General features: G+C 36.2%; 19 protein-coding genes and 1 pseudogene. 19 read left to right on the top strand and 1 reads right to left on the bottom strand.

The features are described 5' to 3' along the window. The first annotated feature begins 159 nt into the window (after positions 1 to 159). From F5ESL0246_RS07155 to F5ESL0246_RS07085, 15 genes and pseudogenes are all read left to right on the top strand, one after another. On the top strand, positions 160 to 915 hold the full coding sequence (locus tag F5ESL0246_RS07155; RefSeq protein WP_122019066.1) for a DeoR/GlpR family DNA-binding transcription regulator: 756 nt from the start codon (positions 160 to 162) through the stop codon (positions 913 to 915). Then, positions 915 to 1,829: a 1-phosphofructokinase gene (pfkB, locus tag F5ESL0246_RS07150; protein ID WP_122019064.1), complete on the top strand. Its 915-nt coding sequence runs from the start codon at positions 915 to 917 to the stop codon at positions 1,827 to 1,829. The genes F5ESL0246_RS07155 and pfkB overlap by 1 nt, the downstream gene beginning before the upstream one ends. A gap of 16 nt (positions 1,830 to 1,845) precedes the next feature. Further along, on the top strand, positions 1,846 to 3,801 hold the full coding sequence (locus F5ESL0246_RS07145) for a fructose-specific PTS transporter subunit EIIC (protein ID WP_122019062.1): 1,956 nt from the start codon (positions 1,846 to 1,848) through the stop codon (positions 3,799 to 3,801). A gap of 228 nt (positions 3,802 to 4,029) precedes the next feature. Continuing rightward, positions 4,030 to 5,735: pseudogene (locus F5ESL0246_RS07140) on the top strand (LytS/YhcK type 5TM receptor domain-containing protein). A 1-nt stretch (position 5,736) separates the two neighbouring features. Beyond that, the gene (locus tag F5ESL0246_RS07135; RefSeq protein WP_122019060.1) at positions 5,737 to 6,465 is read left to right on the top strand and encodes a LytTR family transcriptional regulator DNA-binding domain-containing protein; all 729 of its coding nucleotides are present in this window, start codon (positions 5,737 to 5,739) and stop codon (positions 6,463 to 6,465) included. Positions 6,466 to 6,617: 152 nt separating this feature from the next. Then, the gene (locus tag F5ESL0246_RS07130) at positions 6,618 to 7,052 is read left to right on the top strand and encodes a CidA/LrgA family protein (protein WP_122019140.1); all 435 of its coding nucleotides are present in this window, start codon (positions 6,618 to 6,620) and stop codon (positions 7,050 to 7,052) included. Continuing rightward, on the top strand, positions 7,052 to 7,777 hold the full coding sequence (locus F5ESL0246_RS07125) for an LrgB family protein (protein WP_122019058.1): 726 nt from the start codon (positions 7,052 to 7,054) through the stop codon (positions 7,775 to 7,777). Before F5ESL0246_RS07130 ends, F5ESL0246_RS07125 begins: the two co-directional genes overlap by 1 nt. A 279-nt stretch (positions 7,778 to 8,056) precedes the next feature. Next, positions 8,057 to 8,941: a metal ABC transporter solute-binding protein, Zn/Mn family gene (locus F5ESL0246_RS07120; RefSeq protein WP_369916877.1), complete on the top strand. Its 885-nt coding sequence runs from the start codon at positions 8,057 to 8,059 to the stop codon at positions 8,939 to 8,941. Positions 8,942 to 8,952: 11 nt separating this feature from the next. Next, complete coding sequence (locus F5ESL0246_RS07115; RefSeq protein WP_122019138.1) at positions 8,953 to 10,107, top strand: SLAP domain-containing protein; 1,155 nt, start codon at positions 8,953 to 8,955, stop codon at positions 10,105 to 10,107. A 55-nt stretch (positions 10,108 to 10,162) separates the two neighbouring features. Further along, positions 10,163 to 10,783: an ATP-binding cassette domain-containing protein gene (locus F5ESL0246_RS07110; protein WP_122019136.1), complete on the top strand. Its 621-nt coding sequence runs from the start codon at positions 10,163 to 10,165 to the stop codon at positions 10,781 to 10,783. Beyond that, positions 10,783 to 11,580: a metal ABC transporter permease gene (locus tag F5ESL0246_RS07105; protein WP_122019055.1), complete on the top strand. Its 798-nt coding sequence runs from the start codon at positions 10,783 to 10,785 to the stop codon at positions 11,578 to 11,580. The genes F5ESL0246_RS07110 and F5ESL0246_RS07105 overlap by 1 nt, the downstream gene beginning before the upstream one ends. Positions 11,581 to 11,727: 147 nt before the next feature. Further along, entirely contained in the window at positions 11,728 to 12,957 is a 1,230-nt protein-coding gene (locus tag F5ESL0246_RS07100; RefSeq protein ID WP_122019053.1) for a lactate oxidase, read from the top strand. A 348-nt stretch (positions 12,958 to 13,305) separates the two neighbouring features. Beyond that, positions 13,306 to 14,799, top strand: coding sequence for an ABC transporter substrate-binding protein/permease (locus tag F5ESL0246_RS07095; RefSeq protein WP_122019051.1), 1,494 nt, complete (start codon positions 13,306 to 13,308; stop codon positions 14,797 to 14,799). Further along, on the top strand, positions 14,792 to 15,538 hold the full coding sequence (locus F5ESL0246_RS07090; protein WP_122019049.1) for an amino acid ABC transporter ATP-binding protein: 747 nt from the start codon (positions 14,792 to 14,794) through the stop codon (positions 15,536 to 15,538). The genes F5ESL0246_RS07095 and F5ESL0246_RS07090 overlap by 8 nt, the downstream gene beginning before the upstream one ends. 13 nt (positions 15,539 to 15,551) lie before the next feature. After that, positions 15,552 to 16,694, top strand: a complete 1,143-nt coding sequence (locus F5ESL0246_RS07085) for an ArgE/DapE family deacylase (protein ID WP_122019047.1) — start codon at positions 15,552 to 15,554, stop codon at positions 16,692 to 16,694. A gap of 53 nt (positions 16,695 to 16,747) precedes the next feature. Here the strand turns inward: F5ESL0246_RS07085 and pepF are convergent, their stop codons facing one another. After that, positions 16,748 to 18,553, bottom strand: a complete 1,806-nt coding sequence (pepF, locus tag F5ESL0246_RS07080; protein ID WP_122019045.1) for an oligoendopeptidase F — start codon at positions 18,551 to 18,553, stop codon at positions 16,748 to 16,750. 152 nt (positions 18,554 to 18,705) lie between these two features. Between pepF and F5ESL0246_RS07075 the strand changes: the two genes are divergently transcribed. From F5ESL0246_RS07075 to F5ESL0246_RS07060, 4 genes are all read left to right on the top strand, one after another. Further along, a complete protein-coding gene (locus F5ESL0246_RS07075; RefSeq protein WP_122019043.1) occupies positions 18,706 to 19,872 on the top strand; it encodes an LCP family protein in 1,167 nt (388 codons plus the stop codon). Between the two features lie 49 nt (positions 19,873 to 19,921). Beyond that, the gene (locus tag F5ESL0246_RS07070) at positions 19,922 to 20,281 is read left to right on the top strand and encodes a hypothetical protein (protein ID WP_122019041.1); all 360 of its coding nucleotides are present in this window, start codon (positions 19,922 to 19,924) and stop codon (positions 20,279 to 20,281) included. A 190-nt stretch (positions 20,282 to 20,471) separates the two neighbouring features. Then, positions 20,472 to 22,013, top strand: coding sequence for an ABC-F family ATP-binding cassette domain-containing protein (locus F5ESL0246_RS07065; RefSeq protein ID WP_122019039.1), 1,542 nt, complete (start codon positions 20,472 to 20,474; stop codon positions 22,011 to 22,013). A 15-nt stretch (positions 22,014 to 22,028) separates the two neighbouring features. Next, positions 22,029 to 22,805 (top strand): threonine/serine exporter family protein, encoded by a 777-nt coding sequence (locus F5ESL0246_RS07060; RefSeq protein WP_122019134.1) that lies wholly within the window; start codon positions 22,029 to 22,031, stop codon positions 22,803 to 22,805.

Raw genomic sequence — 22,805 nt, 5'->3', positions numbered from 1 at the left:
TTATTTATATAAAATTAGGTTGTGAGGTAACTCATAACCTAATTTTTATTTATCAGACTTAGTCAAATTTGATAATTTTTGCATGAAAATGACGTATTTTGATTGTTAATGATTGATTTTATTTACTTAACAGAATAAAATACTTTGGAGGTGAATGGGATGCTCACGCAAGAGCGACAAAAATTAATTGAAAATCGTGTTAATCAACATGGCTTATGTCGGGTAAGCGACTTGTGTGCAATGACTTCAACATCCGAGTCAACAATTCGGCGTGATCTTAATCAAATGGAAGAAAAAGGTTTGATTAAGCGAATTCATGGAGGCGCTCAGTCGGTCACCAGTTTTGCTCATGATGTGTCACAACACATTCGTTTTACAATGAATCACGATGATAAAATCCGAATCGCCCAGTATGCTGTTCAGCACTATGTTCATGAAAATGACTACATTTTTATTGATGCTGGAACAACAGCTTACGAAATGGTGCCATTCTTGGCTAATATGGTCAACGTGACCGTTGTGACCAATGGTCTTGAAACTGCCTTAGGGGCACTTAACCATAATATTAATACTATACTTTTAGGTGGAAGAATTAAGGAAGATACACATGCGGTTGTTGGTCAATCAGCAATTAAGCAATTGAGGAATATGAATTTTGCAGCTTGTTTTGTTGGCACTAACGGGATTGATCATTCGGGGAGTCTGACCACTCCAGATCCTGAAGAAGCGGCAATCAAAAAATTGGCATGGAAACACGCAGAAACAACTTATATTCTTTCTGATATATCAAAGATAGGTGATCAAAGTTTTGCAACGTTTGGTAATATCAAAAATGCAATGTTGATCACTACTATCTTAGATAAAGCTCATCTGGACTTATTACCAGCTAAAATCAATGTGAAAGAGGTTAAATAATGATTTATACGGTCACTGTTAACCCTGCTTTAGACTATGTTATTCAGTTACAGCAGGTGAAAAGTGGGGAAGTTAATAGAAGCAATAATTGCTCATTTTTAGCGGGAGGCAAAGGAATCAATGTTTCTCAAATTTTGAACCAGTTAGGAATTGATAACACTGCTTGGGGATTCGTTGGTGGATTTACTGGTAAAGAACTTGTCCGTCAGCTTAATCAACGGCGAATTGTGAATGATTTTGTTACAATTTCTGATGCTACAAGAGTTAATGTTAAAGTTCATGCCGAAGCCGAAACAGAAATTAATGCTGCAGGTCCAAGCATTACTGAGCAGGAAATAACTGCTTTTAAGGATCGATTAAGTGATTTAAAAAAAGGTGATATTGTTGTTTTAAGTGGTTCATTGGCTCCCACGTTGCCACCCGATTTTTATCAACAGTTGTTACCAACAATTACTCAGGCAGGAGCCAACTTTGTTGTTGATACTACTGGTCAAGCATTGCTGGATACACTTAGTTTTCATCCACTTGTTGTTAAACCCAATCATCATGAATTGGCGGAAATGTTTAATACAACGTTTAATTCTGATGATGAACTGCTTGATTGTGCTCGTAAATTGCTTCAATTAGGTGCACAAAACGTAATGGTATCAATGGCAGGTAAGGGAGGTTACTTAATAACTACTGATCATGTTTATCATGCTAAAGGTGCTGTTGGAACTGCTATAAACTCTGTTGGTGCTGGGGATTCAATGATTGCCGGCTTTGTAGGAACATACGTTAAAAATAATGATCCAGCTGAAAGCTTTAGAATTGGAATGGCTTGTGGTGCAGCAACCGCTTTTACCAAGGATATTGCAGTTAAGAGTCAGATTGAAGCTGTGTTACCGCAGATTAAAGTGGAACAAATTTTATAATTAAGGAAGGATTGTAATGAAAATTAAGGACATATTAGCTCCAGAATCAATGATTATGGAGCTAAAGGCAACTAATCAAGAAGATGCTATTAAAGAAATGGCGGACCTAGAGGTTGAGACCGGTATTGTTAATAATGAAGATGAATTTATTTCAGCAATATGGGCCCGTGAAAAAGAGTCGACTACTGGTATTGGTGATGGAATTGCAATGCCTCATGCTCGTAATAAATCGATTAATAAAGCACGGGTATTGTTTGCAAAGAGTAAAGCAGGAATTGATTATAATTCACTTGATGGTCAACCGGTTTACCTCTTTTTCATGATTGCAGCACCAGCAGGTGCGGATAATACTCACCTTGAGGCTTTAGCAAAGCTATCTAGTTTATTAATTAATCCAGATTTAGTCGAGGCATTGAAAAAGGCTCAGACTTCTGAAGAAGTAATTCAACTTTTTGAAGATGCAGAAGAAAAAACAGATGCAGAGAAAAAGGCAGAGAAAGAAAAGCCCGTTGTAAAGAGTGACCGACCTTTAATAGTCGGGGTAACCGCATGTATTAATGGTATTGCTCATACATATATGGCACAAGAAGCCTTAATAAAAGCTGGTAAAAAACTCGGTGCGGATGTTCGGATTGAAACTAATGGCTCCGAGGGTGTGAAAGATCAATTAACTGCCGATGAGATTAAACGGGCTCAAGGTGTAATTATTGCTTCTGATAAAAAAGTTGATATGCCACGCTTTGATGGCAAACCATTAATTAATCGACCTGTTGTTGATGGGATTAATAAGCCTGATGAATTAGTTGAGAAAATTTTATCTGGTAATGCCAATGTATACCATGCGGACGGTCAAGCGGGTGCCCAGGGTAATTCTGGTGAAAATACCAAACAAGGCTTCTGGGGATCCGTTTACAAAAACTTGATGAATGGTGTTTCGCACATGTTACCGTTCGTTATTGGTGGCGGAATTTTAATGGCTATTTCTTTCATCGTGGAAAACTATGCTGGTGGTCCTAAATCTCCTGCATTCATCTTCTTAAATAATGCTGGTAACATGGCCTTTGCCTTTATGGTACCAATCTTGTCGGGTTACATTGCTGAGTCGATAGGTGATCTGCCTGCTTTAATGCCCGGTTTTGTTGGTGGTTTTATGGCCACTGTATATAGCGGTGCATATGGTGGTGCATATGTTGCCAATGTGGTTACTAATGCAAAATCTCCTGCCGGATTTTTGGGTGGACTTGCCTCAGGATTTATTGCTGGATACTTGGTAGTTGGTTTAAAGAAATTATTCGCTAAGTTACCTAAGTCATTGGAAGGCATGAAGCCAATGCTGATTTATCCAATTTTAAGTTTGCTATTAGTCGCTTTGATTATGTATTACATTGTTAATCCGATTTTTAGTACGATTAACTTTGGTATTACCAGTTTCTTAAATCAAATGGGTACAGGAAACTTAACTGTTTTAACCTTGATTTTGGCTTCTATGATGTCAATTGATATGGGAGGACCTTTCAACAAGGCTGCTTATGTCTTTGCTTCTGGTGCATTTGCTAATGATCCTCATTCAACAGTGGCAGCTGTTATGATGGCTGCCGTAATGGTTGGGGGAATGGTTCCACCATTTGCGACTGCAATTGCAACTACTTTCTTTAAGAATAAGTTTACTGCTGATGAACGTCGTGCTGGTGTGACTAACTGGATTTTGGGCTTCTCCTTTATTACTGAAGGTGCTATCCCATTTGCTGCTGCTGATGCTAAACACGTTATTCCTTCATGTATTGTAGGTTCTGCAGTTGGAGGAGCTTTAGTCGGTTTTTGGCGAATTGGTGTGCCTGCACCTCATGGTGGTTTATGGGTATCACCATTAGCCAATCATATTGTTTTGTACTTTGTAGCTACAATTATTGGCTCAATTGTCGCAGGTGTGATTTTAGGTCTATGGAAGAAAAATATTAAACATCATAATTAACAACATAGTATTTAATAAAAAATCTCAATCGTTTGGATTGAGATTTTTTTAGTTCCTTTTTTTGGCTGTTTAAACTCCAAAAAGGGTAATTAAACATGTTTCGTAAATTATGAAATTAGTGTTATGGCATAATAAAAGATAAAACTGGGGTAGTCTAACATAAATTAAAGAAGTGAGTACAATTTGTTTAATCTATTTATTTTATTATCAGAGCGATTAGGTCTTATTATGGTACTGGCATTTATGCTAGTAAATATGCGTTTTTTTAGGAATCTAATTGAAAAAAGAACGCTTAAATCGCAGACATGGTTGTTTGTAATTTTTTCAATCTTTGTAATTATTTCAAATTTAACTGGGGTGGAGATTTCGAATTCAAAAGAGATTGTAACGCCACTAATTATTACTAAAATGTCTCAATCTGATTCGATTGCTAATACAAGAATGTTAGTGATTACCACAGCTAGTTTGACCGGTGGGCCTTACGTTGGAATGCTGGTTGGATTAGTAGGTGGCTTACATAGAGTCATTTTTGGTGGCTTTTCTGATTATTTTTATATTTTTAGTTCGGTCTTAATTGGATTCTTAATTGGCGTTTTGGGAGACCATGTTAAGAAAAATAATTTGTATCCATCTACACTTTGGACAGTGGTTTTAGCGTTGCTGGCAGAACTGATTCAGATGGCCTTTATTTTTGTATTCCGCGGTTTGGGATTGGTTAAATTGATTTTTGTTCCGATGATATTGCTCAACTCAATTGGCTCTTACTTGTTTATTGAGATTTTGCAGACTTATTTATCTAACGAAAGACAATTACGAGCAGTCCAAACTAAAGATGTTTTAGAACTGACTAACAAGACACTACCTTATTTTCGCAATGGGCTCGATCTCGATTCGGCTAAACACGTTTGTCAAATAATTAAAGAATATACTCATTTTGATGCAGTAGGCTTGACCGATCAAAGAAATGTTTTAGCTCATATTGGCATGGGAGAAGATCACCATATTTCAGGAGAACCAGTGCTTACTGATATGTCTAAGTATGTAATTTCAACTGGAAAGGAGAAGGTAGCGTATTCTAAAAAAGAGATTGGCTGTCCTCACCATGATTGCCCCCTGACTTCAGCGATTGTTTGTCCATTAAGAGTTAATGATGCAACAATTGGAGCATTAAAGCTCTATTTGCGTGAAGGACGGGAAATGACAGTTGTTGAGGAAAATTTGGTTCGTGGGTTAGCGATGATTTTTTCTGGTCAATTGGCAATTGGAATTGCTGAACAGCAGACCAGCCTAGTTAATGAGGCTGAAATAAGAGCACTTCAGCTCCAAATTAACCCACACTTTTTATTTAATGCGATTAATACCATTGGAGCATTAATGCGGGTAAATGTTGATAAAGCGCATGAAGCATTAATGCAATTAAGTACCTATTTTCGACTCAGTCTTAAAAATGGTCAAAAAAAGAAATTTCATTAGAACAAGAAAAAAAATATGTTGAAGCGTATACAGGAATTGAGACACTCCGCTTTCCTAATAAGTTTTCAATTGATTATCAAATTAAAGTACCGGCTGATACCTTGCTACCACCATTTTGTTTACAAATTTTTATTGAAAATGCGATTAGGCATGCTTTTAAGGGGAGAAAGACCGGAAATAAAATTATGGTTGGTTTGACAAAAAGGGGACAATCTTTGGAAATCAAGGTTAGTGATAATGGAAATGGAATCGATTCAATGGTTCTTGCTCGGTTAGGACAAGAAGTAATTGATGAATCACGTGGAAGTGGGACCGCACTTTATAATTTAAATCGACGACTGCAAGGGTTATACGGAACGAGTAGCAAACTTAAAATTGTAACCAGTTCTGCTGGTTCAACTTTCAGCATGAAAATACCAATGAAACAAAGCAAAAATATTGAGAAGATAGCAGGAGATTAAGTTGAAAATTTTAGTTGTAGATGATGAACCGTTAGCACGAACGGAATTATTATATTTAATTAAAAAGAGTCCGAGTTTAAAAAATCACCCAGTAACACTTTATCAAGCAGAAGATATTAAAGAAGCTCAAGGAATTTTGCTAAAGTATCCAATTGATTTATTGTTTTTAGATATTTCATTAAATGATGAAAATGGCTTTGAACTTGCAGAAGAATTGAAGCAGTTAGCTCACGCACCACTAATTATTTTTGCCACCGCATATGATGAATATGCGGTTAAGGCTTTTGATATAGGGGCGTTTGACTACATACTCAAGCCATTTGAGCAAAAGAGAATTGACCGTGCTTTAAAAAAAGCTACTGCAAATCTAACAGCTAAATTTCAGAAGACATCAAGTAACGAAAGTGAAGTCCTGATTGTTGAACTTGATGATCGAAATGTGGTAATTAAAAAAGCAAATATAGTTGCTGCTACAGTTAATAACGGGGTATTAACGATTACCACTGTCAAACAAAAGTTTGAAACAAGGAAAACTTTGGCCTGGCTAAAGCAGCATTTAACTGATGTAACATTTGTCCAAGTTCATCGTAACGCTATCGTAAATATCGGAGATATTAAAGAAATTCAGCCGTGGTTTAATCATACCTTATTACTTTTGATGAATAATGGTGTCAAAATTCAAGTAGGTCGATCTTATCGAAAAGAATTAAAAAGAAGGTTAGACATGTAAGGACATAAATTCACCTTAATCGCATTGTGAAATCGCTTTTAGGTAATTCGTGGCTTATTTTTTGCAGTTCATCCAATAACCAGATACAATTTTCTCTATTTAGCTTATGGTATTACTTGAAAGCAAGTTGTGAGAGAAAGGGAATGGTTTTTATGGAAGAAAAGAAAGTGAAGTCAGCACCAATTTTGGTTCAGATGTTCATTTATGCCGCAATCTTATTTGTGTCACAAGTGATTTCAGATTTGATGCCGAAGTCATTTCCGGTACCAACACCAGTGATTGGATTGATTCTACTTTATATGTTATTAACTACTAAAGTGATTAAGATAGAATGGGTTGACTCTTTTGGCAGTGTTCTAATTTCTTTAATTAGTTTTATGTTTGTTCCATCAGGAATTTCATTAGCAGCTAACTTGAAAATTATGAAAGCACAGGGAGTGCAGCTAATAATTGTAATTGTGGCAGCTACAATTATCTTGTTAGTGGTTATTGCATATACAACCAGATTTTTTAGTTGGCTTGTTAATAAGATAACCGAGAGTCAGGTAAATATACATCACAAAAAGAAAATAGGAGATGCTAAGTAATGAAGTTTATAACTAATCCGTTATTTGGGGTTTTCCTATCACTGGTCGTTTTCTTGATCGGTCAATGGCTATTCAAAAAGTCTAACGGCTTCTTTCTTTTCCAACCTCTGTTTGTAGGAATGATTTTGGGAATTGCTGTTTTAGCAGTTTTAGCCAAATTCTTCAATACAACTACAGCAATAGTTTACACACAAGCCTATAAGCCTGGTGGAGATATTATTTTTTGGTTTATTACTCCGGCAACAATTGCTTTCGCTGTCCCGTTGTACAAGCGTAACGATGTTGTTAAGAAAAACTGGCTGGTAATTTTACTTGGCTTAGTTGTTGGTACATTTATTTCGATGATATTAATTACGCTTGTTTCTAAAGCAGTTGGCCTTGATAGTGTTGGTATTAAGTCAATGCTCAGCCAATCAGCTACCACTGCAGTTGCAATGCCATTAACTAAGTCAATTGGTGGTAATGCCTCAGTAACTGCAATGGCATGCATTATCAATGCGGTCGTTATTTATGCACTTGGTAAGCAACTGGTAAAATGGTTTAATCTCAATGAAGATCCCTTAGGTGCAGGCTTAGGATTAGGAACTTCAGGTCACACAGTTGGTTCAGCTTTTGCGTTAGAATTAGGATCTGTTCAGGGAGCGATGGCATCCGTTGCCGTTGTTGCAACTGCTTTAGTTGATAATTTGTTGGTTCCAATCTTTAGTCATATGATTGGATTATAGTTGTTAAAAATTTTATTATTATGTTACTTACACTGAAAACGTACTGAATATCTGGTACGTTTTTTGTTTTAAAAAATGAATATAATTTATCACGGTAAAAGAAAAATAACTGAAATGTAATATTAATCAGATTGTTAGCAATGTTTAATGCGTTACTTTAATCGTGGCGTTTTTTTAGTGTATAATTGTTATTAATTGTAAGTAACTTTAGTTGAAGTTACGGTTATTTTATTTGGCGATCCCTAACGATAGCCTAAAAATTGTAAAGGAATGACAACAATAATGAATTTTACTAAATTGAAAAAATTATTCGCTGTGACTACCTTAGGGTTACTGATGCTGACGCTTACTGGGTGTTCATCACAATCAAAAAAAACAGACAAAATTTCAATTATGACTACAACTAATGTTTATGCAGATATTGCAAAGAACGTTGTTGGCAAGTATGGCACAGCACAAGCAATTATTAAGAATGCCAATGTGGATCCCCATGACTTTGAGCCGACTACTAATGATGCTAAAGCTATGTCTCAAGCAGATATTGTTGTTGCTAACGGCTTAGGATATGACAGCTGGATGAATAAATTGGCTTCCTCTGTTGATAAAAAGCCTATATTAGTTGGTGAAGACTTGCTTGGCTTAAAAAAGGGAGATAATCCACATGTCTGGTTTGATTTGAAAATGCCTGCCAAGTATGTTGATTGGTTAGTTAAGGAACTAAGCCGTAAAGATCCACAACATTCACGATATTATCGCAATAATGGTCGTCGGTATTTGGCAGAGATTGCTCGTGTTCAAAAAGCTGCTTCAAAAATTGGTGGTCATCACCAGTCAGTCTATGTCAGTGAGCCTGTTTTTGATTATGCATTAAAGGCAGCTGGCTTCAAGGTTGCAGATAAAGATTTTGAAAAAGCAGTTCAAAACAATACGGATCCAAGTCCTGCAACAGTGCAAAAAATATCGCAGGGAATTAAAGAAAGAAAAATCTCGTTTTTTGTAGTTAATTCTCAGACTTCTAGTTCTACTGTTGATAATTTCGTTAAGATGGCCGATGAACATGATGTTCCTGTTTTAAAAATTCGTGAAACAATTCCAGCAAAAACCACTTATCTAGAGTGGATGACAACAAGTTATCAAAGTTTAGCAGAGATTGCACAAAAATAATATATGAGGAAATAAAAATGAAAAAATTAATTGCTACGATAGCTATGGTTATCGGAATGAGTACGATGCTAACAGCTAGAGTGGTGGAAGTTCATGCTAGTGCCCAGGGTAGTACAATAAATAATAATGCTAAACAGGAAAGTTATGGCAGTCTGACCTATCTGCAGCAAATGTTGCAGCAGGAGGGGATTAAGTACAACTGTTTTTATACAGACAATCCGTTAAATTATCGTAATGGTAAACCTGAAGGAGTTGTCATTCATGAAACAGCAACTCCTAATGCTAGTGCACATGATGAGGCGGTCTATTTCAATCGTGAATGGATGAATATTTATTCTTATGTACATGCCTTTGTCGACCATAATGGTGTTATTCAGATGATGACGCCAGCATATGGTGTTTGGGGAGCCGGTCCTATCGCCAACAATCGCTTTTTCCAAGTAGAATTATGCGAAGAAAACAATCTTACTGATTTTACTAAGAGTATAAACAATGATGCAATTTATGTGGCTCAAATTATGCACAGATATAATATTGTTCCCGTTAATGCTGTACATACAGGTCAAGGAACAGTTTGGTCACATCGTGCTGTATCGCAGTTTCTTGGTGGAACGGATCATGGCGATCCTGATGGTTATTTTGCCAAATGGGGCTATTCTATGGATGACTTTTTTGACCTAATCAAATATTATTATGACAAACCAGGTTCGCAAGATTCACAAAGTTCGCAGGGAACGCAGAATCCAGACAATTCAGGTAATCATGATAAAGATAATCAGACTTCTCAAAAGCCAACTTTGCCAGAAGCTATCGGAAATAAAACTTTAATGCACAATGCAAAAGTTTATGATGAAAATGGTGTAGCTACTGCTACAGAACTAAAAAAAGCTGGTGTAAAGCTTACTATTTATGGTGATAAGATAATTAAAAATAAAAAGTATTTACAAGTAGGGCTAAACCAGTATGTTGTTGCCAGCAATGTTGAAGGAAAAATGCGACTTTTAAAGCATAACGCTTATATGTATGATGCAAGCGGAAATCGGACTAATCTAGGCAAATTGTTCCGCGGTAATTCTGTGCGAATATATGGCGGGGCACTCAAAATAACTAATCGCAAATATTATCAAATTGGAATAAATCAATTTGTTAAAGTTGGGAATTTCTGAATAACCAAGTAAGGAGTGTAAATTGTCTGATATTTTAGAAGTAAATAATCTTGCCATGAAATTTGACCAAGAATTAATTTTTGAAAATTTAAAATTTAAATTGAAGCAGGGATCGATGACTGCACTTTTGGGACCAAATGGGACTGGCAAAACGACTTTGATTAATATTTTAATGAAGATGCTAGTACCAACAGCAGGAAATTTCAAGTTTGATTCAAATACTCGTTTGGGATATGTGCCACAGTTTCGCAATATTAATCCAGAATACCCATTATCAATTGAAGCATTTGTTGGCTTAAATGCTCCCTTAATCAAGAATCGTAAAATTAAGCAGGCAATTAAAGCGCAACTTAAAGAAACAAATTTATATCAAATTCGAAATACTCGAATGGGTGAAGCATCAGGAGGACAAAAACAACGTGCATATTTAGCACAAGCATTGCTGGAAAATCCTAACATGATTATTTTAGATGAGGCAACAGCAAGCCTAGACCCACTTGCTAAGGATGAATTAATGAAGTTAATCAGACATTTAAATCAGAAGCATAAAATTACGGTATTGTTCGTAACCCATGATGTGCCATTGGCAAAAAAATATATGCAGGATTACCTTTATTTAAATCATCATAAAATTGAACAAGGGTCAATGGCACAATTTGAGGAGGCTTACGATTAATGTTTGCTTTTGGATTTATGCGTAACGCCTTTTTAGCTAGTACATTTATTGCAATTACCTGTGGTATTGTCGGTGTTTATGTGGTGGCGCGCAATTTTAGTTTTTTAGCACACACTCTTTCGGAGATTGGCTTTGCTGGAGCCGCTTTTGCAGTTTGGCTGGGAATTAATCCCCTATGGGGAATGCTACTATTTACTTTATTAGGGTCAGTTAGTGTTGGTGAGTTATCCCTGCATAGTGAACAAAAAGAATCATCAATTAGCGCAATTTCAGCGCTATTCATTGGGTTAGGGGTCTTGTTTTTAGCAATTTCAGGTAATAATAGCAATTATGCGACCAATATTCTTTTCGGCAGTATAATTGGAGTTGATAAGCAAGGGGTTTGGCAATTAATTATCTTATCTATTATTGTACTATTGCTAATTTTTGTTATTCAAAGACAATTGAATTTTGACTCTTTTGATCATATTGGTGCACTTGCTCACGGTGTCAAAACCGGCTTAGTTAGTTTGATTTTCTTGGTGACTTTGGCGATGTCGGTTTCAATTGGGGCTCAAATTGTGGGATCATTGTTAGTATTTATTTTGTTGACCCTTCCGCCATCAATTGCTAGTTATATTGGCAAGACTATTCCGGCAATGTTGGCTTGGTCAGTTTTCTTTGCATTATTAGGTGTTTGGCTTGGGCTCTATCTTGGGTTTATAACCAATTTACCAGTAACATTTTTTATTGCACTAATTGAAGTGATTATTTATCTTATTGCTTACTTTGTCAGTGTTATTAGACATAATTTATAAGTGAAGATAATATTTACAAGATAAATGTAATTGTTTTCACTAGAATAGGCGAACATATTGAAATTCAACTAACCTGTGTAAGCGATTTTATGTATAATGATAGTTGTGTAGTTTATTGAATAGAATTAACAAAAGGAGTTTTAAAAAATGACATCCTATTACAACGGTTTTCCGCAAAGTGATCGCGATGAAGCGATTAATATGATTAATCTTGATGAACTTGAGGAACGTGCAAAGAACGTTATGCCTGAAGGTGCATACTACTACATTGCTTCTGGTTCAGAGAATGAATGGACTTGGAGAAACAATACGACCGCGTTTAATCATTTCCAAATTATTCCGCGTGCTTTGACTAATATGACAGATCCTCAGCTTGATACTGAATTTATGGGCATGAAATTAAAGACCCCGGTTATGATTTCACCGATAGCTTGTCATGGAATTGCACATAAAGATGCTGAAGTTGCAACACAGATAGGTGCTGCCGCTGCCGGAGCATTGTTTAGCTCTAGTACCTATGCTAACAAGAGCGTTGAAGATATTGCTGCTGCTGCTCCAGAAGCACCACGCTTTTTCCAACTATATCTCAGTAAAGATTGGGATTTCAATAAAATGGTCTTTGATGCAGTCAAAAAAGCCGGCTACAAGGGAATCTTTTTAACAGTTGACGCATTAGTTTCAGGATTTAGAGAAGCTAATTTACGAACTAAGTTTGCTTATCCAGTACCGTTAGATTTCTTTACTCGTTACCAGGGTGCTAAGGGTGAAGGTCAAACAGTCGCTCAAATGTATGCTTCATCTGCTCAAAAGATTGGTCCGGAGGATGTGAAACGGATTAAAGAAATGTCAGGGCTGCCTGTTTTTGTTAAGGGTGTTATGTGTGCTGAAGATGCTTATCTTGCAATGGGTGCCGGTGCTGACGGAATCGTTGTCACTAACCATGGTGGTCGTGAAGTTGATTGTGGGCCTGCAACAATCGATATGCTTCCAGAAATTGCTAAGGCGGTTAATCATCGTGTACCAATCATCTTTGATTCAGGAGTTCGGCGCGGTTCACATGTCTTTAAGGCATTGGCACTTGGTGCCGATCTTGTTGGGATTGGCCGGCCATACCTCTATGGGTTAGCATTAGGTGGAGCAAAAGGAGTTCAATCGGTAATTGAGCAACTAAATAAGGAATTATTGATCGATATGCAATTAACTGGTTGTAAGACGATTGAAGATGTGAAACGAGCAAGAATAACGCATATTAACTATACGGCTGATAATTTGAGATCAAATACTGATCCTACAAGGATTAAGCCATATCCTGTCACAAAAGAAAATCAAATGAAAGTAGATGACTCGGATACTGTTTCAGGTGCATCTCATTCATAATTAATTGTTTGCCTGTTAATGGGCGTTGTTTAATTTTGAAAAAAATCACTATTGTAAAAATTGATAAAAACCCCGAAGTTAGGACAACTTCGGGGTTTTTATTATAATCAAATTTAGGAGACTTACTAAAATATTGAAATTTAAATTGTAATTCTATAAAATAAATTAAATTATAATTATATTTATTTATTTTTGTTATCAATTAACTAAAATTATATAATTAAATTATTATATTTTTGTGGTAGGTTCTTTGGATGACTGCTATCTATGCCGAATTTTGAATTAGTCGTTGTACTTTTATTTTTTGATTATTATAATTATTTTTATTACATACACGGAGGGAAAACAATGAAAAAAGCATGGAAATGGCTTGAAAGTATTCTATTGTTAATGATACTACTAACCATAATCCCGCAAAATGTTGGTGCTGCTAGTAAAACAGCACCCAAGGTGACAGATAATTATTTACAAAAAGTTAAACAAAAAGGCGAACTGATAATGGGGACTAGTCCTGATTTTCCTCCATATGAATTTGTCAAAAATATTAATGGCAAGTCGAAAGTCGAAGGAATCGATGTTGAAATCGGAAAAAAGGTGGCGCGTGATTTAGGTGTTAAGCTGGTTGTCCGGACAATGGACTTTGATTCATTACTGGTAGCATTAGAAACCGGCAAACTTGATATGGTTATTTCCGGTATGGATGCAACGCCAAAACGGGCACAAAGTGTAGACTTCAGTCATGCATATTACAAAAGTGGCCAGGATCTTTTAATTAGAACTTCCGATAAGAATAAATATCATGATTATCACTCATTTGCCGGCAAGGCAATTGGTGCACAAACCGGTAGTTTACAGGCTACGCTTATTAAGCAGCAGGCTAAAAAAGTTACATTAAAAACAATGGATAAAGATAGTGATTTGATTTTAGGTTTGCAAACCAAAAAGTTTGATGCTGTTGCCGTTGATACGGCTACTGCCGGTGCTTTTGCAAAAAATACTTCTGGTATTACTGCTATTCCATCAGGCTTTAAAGTTGATTCAGCTGGCTCAGCAATTGCCTTTCATAAGGGGGCAAAGAGCTTAGTGAATGCAGCTAATAAGTCGATAGCAGAAATTAAACAAAAAGACCTGATTAATCAGGTTTATTTACCTAAAGCTGGTAAATATTTGACCAATGGTAAAAACCAAAAGGCTACTAAGGCCTCTAATTCAATGTGGGCATATAAGGATTTCTTTATAGCTGGTGTGGGGTATACTTTATTCATTTCAGCAATTTCGGTTTTCTTTGGCTTCTTACTTGGAGCAATCTTAGCGCTAATGCGGTTAAGCCATAATCAATTTGCTCATACAATTGCTACGGCCTATATTGAATTTGTCCGGGGAACGCCATTAATGGTACAGTTGCTTTTTATTTATTTCGGGTTAGGGCTAATTATTAATATTCCAGCACTATTATCAGGAATCATTGCTGTTGCTCTTAATTCTGCTGCTTATGTGGCTGAAGTAATTCGTTCGGGGGTTAGTTCAATTGCCAAAGGACAAACAGAGGCTTCACGTTCATTAGGGCTTTCTCGCTCAGCAACAATGCGTTATGTGATTATGCCTCAAGCAATGAAAAATATTTGGCCAGCTCTTGGTAATGAATTTGTTTCCCTTATTAAAGAAAGTTCAATTGTATCAGTCATTGGAGTTAAGGATTTAATTTACCAATCGCGAATTGTTCAAGCGGATACTTATCGAGGTGTTATGCCCTTAGTCATTACGATGATTTTATACTTTATTATTACTTTTAGTTTATCCAGTTTAATGAAAGTATTTGAAAGGAAAATGAAACATGACTAATGAGACAGTGATTAAAGTTGAACATTTAAAAAAATCGTTTGGTCAAAATGACATTTTAAAGGATATTAATGCTGAGGTTCGGGATGGTCAGGTTATTTGTTTAGTTGGACCATCTGGTGCTGGTAAAAGTACCTTTTTACGTTGTATTAACTTGTTGGATCAGCCAACTGCGGGGAAAGTTTTATTTAAAAACAAAGAGTTAACAGCTTTAAGTGAAAATCAACTTGATACTTTACGTGAAAAAATGGGTATGGTTTTCCAACAGTTTAATTTATTTCCCCATATGAGTATTATTGAAAATATTAAGTTAGCTCCGATGAAAGTTAAGCATGTTAGTGATAAAGAGGCTACAGCAACGGGAATTGAGCTCTTAAAACAAGTGGGACTGGAAGATAAGGCTGATACTTTTCCAGCCAGTCTTTCTGGAGGGCAACAACAGCGGGTTGCTATTGCGCGAGCCTTAGCAATGGGACCAGAAGTAATGTTATTTGATGAACCTACGTCTGCACTTGATCCCGAGATGGTTGGTGAAGTTCTTAAAGTAATGCAGGATTTAGCACAAAAAGGAATGACGATGGTTGTTGTAACGCATGAGATGGGGTTTGCCAAAAACGTTGCTGATGAAATTTGGTTCATGGCTGATGGCTATATCCAAGAAAAGGCGAAACCAGAAGAATTTTTCTCACAACCAAAAACACAAAGGGCTCAAGACTTTTTGGCGAAGGTATTAGAAACGTAAGAGAGGGAAAATTGTGGATGAGAAGCGTGCAATAAAGATTTTGACTGATTTATTAGCAATTGATTCGGCGAACGATCATGAAAGCTTAGTGGCAGACTATATAGCAGCTTTATTTGCTAATTACCCAGTCCAAATTGAGCGTATTACTTATGAACCTGGTCGGGATAATTTAGTTGTTACACTAGGCAATAAGGGACCGTTATTAGGCTTTTCTGGTCATGAAGATGTTGTAGATGCTGGGAATCAAACCAATTGGCAATTTCCACCGTTCACACCAACGCTTTATAATGGAAAAATTTATGGTCGTGGAGCCAGCGATATGAAATCTGGATTAGCTGCGATGATTGTATCAATGCTTGACTTACTTGAGAGTGGCAAAAAGTTACCTGGTCGAATTCGTCTTTTGGCTTCAGTTGGTGAGGAAACTGGTGAATATGGGGCTGCACAATTAACCAAGAAAGGTTATGTTCAAGACTTGGACGGACTTATTATTGGTGAGCCATCCAATTTTAATATTCGAGTAACACATAAAGGTATAATTGATTATTATGTGTCTTCAAGTGGAAAATGCGTACATTCCTCTATCCCACAAGAAGGTAAAAATGCTATTATGCCACTAATTCAGTTTGCACAACAGGCGCAATCTTTAATGGATGGTCACCAAGAAAAAGATCCTATTTTAGGTTCTTTGACACATGTAATTAGTCAGATTCAGGGTGGTAATCAAATTAATTCTGTGCCAGATCAGGCTTGGCTTTCCGGTAATATTCGGACAACTCCGAAATATCCGAATGATCAAATTTGTGGTGAGTTAGAACAGATAATTGCAAAATTAAATTCTCAAGGAGCAAAGCTTTCAATTCGTTACAGTTATCCTGAAGTACCCCTACCAGATCAATCTAATAGTCAATTAGCCAGATTGGCACAAGAAGTTGTTCAGCAAGAATTTGGTAAAGACTGCGAATTTACAGCAGGAACAGGTGCGACTGATGCCTCTGAATATATTCAGGCTGGTAATTTTCCTGTAATTATTTTAGGGCCAGCGGAAGGTAAAACTGATCATCAACCAAATGAATTTATTGAAGTAGCAGATTATCTTGATGGCTGCAAGTTATATCAAAAGCTTGCATGGCGCTTCTGGCAGGAGCGGGTTTAATATAATCAAAAATCACTTTCCTATATAAAATGAGAAAGTGATTTTTGTTTTTGTTATTTAAAATTGTTTTTGATAATACTTTTGAATTCCTCAAGGCGTTGAGCAAAAGTTTTAAAAGCTTCCTCCAAATAATCGGGCTTGGTCATGTCTACTCCTGCTTTTTTCATGATTTCAACTGGATAATTACTTGAACCGGATTTCAAAAAATTAATGTAGTTTTCTTTTTGTGTATAAGTTCCGTGGACTATGTTGTTAGCTAGTGCTGTCGCTGCAGCAAAACCTGTCGCGTACTGATAAACGTAAAAGTTATAATAAAAATGAGGGATTCGGGCCCACTCTTTATCAATATCACTATGTTCTTCAACAGCATCCCCATAATAACGCTGATTTAATTTGCCGTAAGCGTCATTAAAAAAGTCTGCGGTTAATGGTTCACCTTGAGCATCCATTTCATGGATATACTGTTCAAATTCAGCAAATTGGGTTTGTCTGAATAAGGTACCTTTAAAGGAATCAAGATAGTAATTAAGTATAAAAGCGCGCTCTTTTGGTTCAGTAAGATGATTGAGAAAATATTCAGTTAAAATATTTTCGTTAGTAGTTGAAGCAATTTCTGCTACAAAAATAGGGTAATCGCCATAGGCGTAAGGCTGATTTTGTCTAGTATACATGCTATGAACAGAATGACCGGTTTCATGGACTAATGTGTAAAGAGAATCAACGCTATCATTCCAATTGAGTAATTCATAAGCATCTGTGTCATAGCTACCGCCAGAATAGGCACCTATTACCTTATGTTGTGACTCAACGACATCGATAACGCGGTTGTTAAAAATGTAATCGACTTGTTTGAGATAATCACTTCCGAGAGGCTCTAGAGCTTCTTTTGCTTTGCTTTTGGCTTGATCAAAAGTATAAGAAAGAGAGGGCGTGCCAGTCAGTGGCACATACATGTCCCACATTTGTAAGTCATCAAGTTGTAAAAGCTGCTTACGTAAAAATACGTAGTCGTGTAGCAAGTTAAGATGGTCGTCTACTTCTTTGATTAAGGTATCATATACTACTTTAGGAATACAATTTTCACTTAGGGCATTATTGCAAGCCGAATCATAATGATGAATATTAGCGAGATAATTATGCTTTTTGACAACGCCTGCCAATGTTGATGCAAGAGTATTTTGAAATTGCCCATAAGTTGCATACATTGAATCAAAGGCATCATGTCGCACTTCACGCTTTTGCGATTGAATTAACAGCGAATATAGGCCATCAGACAATTGCACCATTTCACCATCATCGTTTTGGACATAACCGTATTCCATATCGGAGTTTGTTAATACATTATAAGTATTTTCGGGATTTTCTAGGGCATCTCCCGCCGCTGCAATCAATTTCTCATCATTAGAAGATAAGGTATGTGGTTTCATTTGAATAATTTCATCAAGCAGATGCTGATACTTATTTAAATACGGCTCTTGTTGCATAAATTTATGCAATTTTTCTGGAGAAAGATTTAAAATAGTAGGATTGATAAAAGCGGTAACTGATTCAAATTCATTAGCAAGAGTTTGTGCTTGCGCAACATACCCCAGATAATGTGTATTACTTGTATCAACATCACTTGCCATAGTGGCATAAGTATAGACTTTTTCAAGGCGCCTGCGTATATCAAGAATTTTGGTTAAACCAGTATATAGTTTTTGACCAGATGATATAAAGTCAGAGCGTAACTTAGATAAAGTGGGAATTTCTTGTTTGATTTGTTGGTATTCGGCTATCCACTCATTGTCAGATTTAAAAACACGAGTAAGGTCCCACTTAAGTTTAGTTGGAACTTGCGTTCTTTTAGGAATTGTCATTAGAAATCTCCTTTGAAATTTAGTAATAATTGTGCTCAAAAGCAAAAAATAAGATATTATTAATTATATTTGATAATATTTTAATTCAAGTTCTTAAGTGATACAAATAAAGATGCATAATCATAATATGGATGGAAGGATTAAATAAAGGAATGGATCCAAATTCAAAACGTAGAGAAGATTACCGTAAGAAACAATCATCGTTAAATATCCAACGTAATCATGTCTTGGCTGGTCCAACAAGTACGCGTCACGGTAATTCCTTTGCTCGCTTATGTGGTATAGTTGCTGTTATTTTTGTGAGTCTGGCACTTGCATGGACAGCACACATGTATTTTGCACTCCATAGTGCCATTGATGGTGAAGGTGGTAATACAGCTACATCAGCTCGAATTGCTAAACGTCAACCAATTTCGATTTTAATTCTAGGTGTTGATCAAGGACTTGAGGGGCGGCATGATCGCGGTAATTCAGACACTATAATACTGGCTACCGCTAATCCAGCTAAAAGTAAGTCGACAATGACCTCAATTCCTCGGGATACTTTAGCCAATATTTTGGGCGATCCAGGTGATAAATATAATATTTTTAGGATAAATTCAGCTTATGGTGTAGGTGGTAGTTCAGCTGCAGTGAAGACGGTATCTGCGTTAGTTAATGTTCCCATCTACTACTATGTTGAAGTTAATATGAAAGCATTACGAAATTTGGTTAATGCAGTTGGCGGAGTAGATGTCAATGTCCCATTTAGTTTTTCGTATGATTGGTGCGATTTTCATAAAGGTAAGCAACACCTTAATGGTCGACATGCTGTTGCCTATGTTCGAATGCGACATGACGATCCTAGGGGAGATTATGGCCGACAAGTTCGTCAGCGACAAGTAATTACGGCTGTTGTTAATAAGGCGATTTCAGTTGATACTCTTGCGAATTATCGTAAATTAGTTAAAATTTTTACTAAATATGTTAATACGAATCTAACTTTTAATGATATGCTAGCTTTAGCATTAACCTATCGCAATTGTTCGCAGCATATTGATAGTGATTATATTCAGGGGCATGATGCGTGGATTAATGGGTCATCAATTCAAATAGCATCAACTGCTGAATTGCAACGAGTATCTAATAAATTACGTCTGAATTTAGGGTTAGATAGTGAGATTCTTGATAACGATGAAACAAGGCTCAATAAAATGAATGAACAAAATAACAATATTAAATGGAAAGATCCTACTCCATTTAATAATTATCAGATCTATCAATCAGTTCTTTCCAATGACTCTGATGCAACAACTAATAATCAAAATTCTGCAAATTAATAATTTCTCACTGATTAATTAAAAAATTTCAAGATGTGGAGGCTAAAGGATGCATAAGCAAAGAGTTTTTCCTATTGTCTATGGGATTATTTCATCATTAATCGCATTTATTGCTGTTTTTTTCATTAGTAATCGAACTTTTAAATGGTCTTTACCTATAGCTGTTATGGTAGCTAGTATCTTTGCAATGTTTTTCTTTGTTTTATCATGGTTTCGGGGTCATGCTTCAGTTGAAATTAAACGCATTGCTCATGAATTTCAGTTATCTGATGAGGATTTAGCACAAATTACTGGAATGAAGAGAAGTGACTTTCCAATTTATCATGATCGCTTACAGTTGATTCTTCCTAAGCGATATTGGCCTAAAGTATTAACAGCCCTACAAAAATTTGAGCGGGACCAAAAATAAGTTGTACTTTATATGAAATTATTAATTAAGAAGTTAGATATTATTTACAAGGTAATACCTAACTTTTTTATTGAATAGCAATTATTACTTGATTAATTTAAAAAAATTTAGCTGGCGAACAAAAACAAGCTAAAGATATAACTTTATTATATACTAGAGCAAGTTGTTTTTTACTTTAAGGGGATAGATAATGAGTTTACTGACTGTTAATAATTTAGGCCAGCACTTTGTTGATAAAACATTATATGAAGATGCAAATTTTGTTTTGAACAAAGAAGATCACATGGGAGTTACTGGACAAAATGGTGTTGGTAAATCAACTTTAATTAAAATTTTAACTGGTGAAATTTTACCAGATGATGGTCAAGTTAAGTGGCAAAGTCGGGTAAGTGTTGGTTATTTAGACCAGTATGCTAAGCTGACCCCAGGAGTTACAATTCGTGACTTTTTGAGAACCGCTTTTGCGCCACTTTATCAACAAGAAAAAGAGCTAACAAAGCTGTATATGCAGTATGGCGATAATGGTACTAATGAATTGCTGCAAAAGGCCGGTAAGATACAAACTTACTTAGAAGAGCATAACTTTTATGGAATTGATACGGAAATTGAACGAGTTGCCGCGGGATTAGGATTAGCTGATTTAGGTTATGATCATGATGTGGCAAAATTATCTGGTGGACAGCGATCAAAAATAATTCTGGCCAAGTTACTTCTGCAAAATCCAGATGTATTATTATTGGATGAACCTACAAATTATTTAGATGTAACACATATTGACTGGCTTGTAGATTATTTAAATGATTTTTCAGGTGCTTTTATCGTTGTCAGCCATGACTATGATTTTCTAGACCGAATTGCTAACTGTATTATTGATGTTGATTTAGGGACAATTACGCGGTACACGGGAACACTTAAACAGGCAATGCGCCAAAAAGAAGCCAATAAAGAGACCTATTTAAAGGCTTACACTAATCAACAGCGCAAAATTTCCAAGACTGAAGCCTATATTCGCAAGAATAAGGCGGGAACCAGATCCAAGAGCGCAAAGTCTCGAGAACGTCAACTTGCTAGGATGGATATTTTAAACCCTCCAAAAGAAAATCGGCATGCCCACTTTGAATTTCCTTATGTTGCAACTGCCTCAAATTTACTGTTGCAAACACAGGATCTGGTCATTGGATATAACGAGCCACTAGTTAAAAAAGCATTTAATTTTTCTATTGGTGGTAAAGAAAAAGTTGCTATCACAGGTTTTAATGGTATTGGTAAATCAACCTTGTTGAAGACTTTATTAGGCCAACTTAACCCACTTGCAGGTTCTTTTGAAATAGTGACAACTGCTAAAATTGCTTATTTTAAACAAGATTTAATTTGGCCCAATAATAACATGACTCCGCTTCAATATTTACAAGAAGAATTTGAACGTAAAAGGCCAAAGGAATTACGTGGAGCATTGGCTAGATTAGGGGTAACCGCCCAGCAGGCAATGAGTCCGTTAAAAAAATTATCCGGTGGCGAGCAGGAGAAGGTCAAATTAGCCAAAATGCAATTCGAACCAGCCAATTTATTGTTTTTGGATGAGCCAACTAATCATTTAGATCGTGATTCCAAGGATGCTTTAAGAAAAGCAATAATTAATTTTGCAGGTGGTGTCATTATTGTTAGTCATGAGCGAGACTTTTTCCAAGGAAATTGGATTGATAAAACAATTGATATTGAAACGATGAAATAAGTTTTGAGGTATAGAATTGTGAATGAGCAAGATAAGACTTTTTACCAAGAGTTGTTAGATACTTGTTTGACTGTAGGTGAATTGATGATTGAGGGGGGGAGTGAAATGTACCGCGTAGAGGATACAATGATTAGGATTGCGAAAACAGCAGGGGAACCAGATCCGCGTGTTTTTATTGTTCCAACGGGAATATTCATGAGCCTAGATCGAGGAAATTATTGTCAAACGGTGCAAGTTCATGAACGAAATATTAATCTTGAATTGGTGGATCGAATTAATTCATTGTCAAGGGCATTCGCAGATCAAAAAATCAATTTGCAGCAGGTCAGAAATGAGGTAGATAAAATTGCTCATGGAAGTTATCCGACATTTCCAATCTGGTTACAGGCTGTTGGGGCTGCTATAGTTAGTGCAACTTTAATGGTTATGTTTATGAATAATTATGATTGGATTGATTTTCCAGCTGCTGCAATAGTTGGAATGTGTGGCTTCATTTCTTTTTACTATTTTAAACGATTTACAAACGTTAAATTTTTGTCTGAACTAGTTGCTGCCATTGTAATGACAACAATGGCAGTTGGTATGGATCACATATTCCCTACAATGGTCATTGATCATATCTTAACGGGAGCACTAATGCCGTTGGTTCCAGGCTTAGCTTTAACAAATGCTTTGCGTGACTTATTTAAAGGTGACTTGCTTTCTGGAATGGTTAAAATTTGTGAAGCATGTTTAACTGCTTTTGCCTTAGGTGGTGGCGTTGGAATTATATTGAAGTTTTTAGGAGCATAA

The sequence above is a fragment of the Lactobacillus sp. ESL0246 genome, assembly GCF_003692965.1.
Lineage (GTDB): Bacteria > Bacillota > Bacilli > Lactobacillales > Lactobacillaceae > Lactobacillus.
Note: the sequence above shows the minus strand (reverse complement) of the source record. Positions and strands in the feature narration are given on the sequence as shown.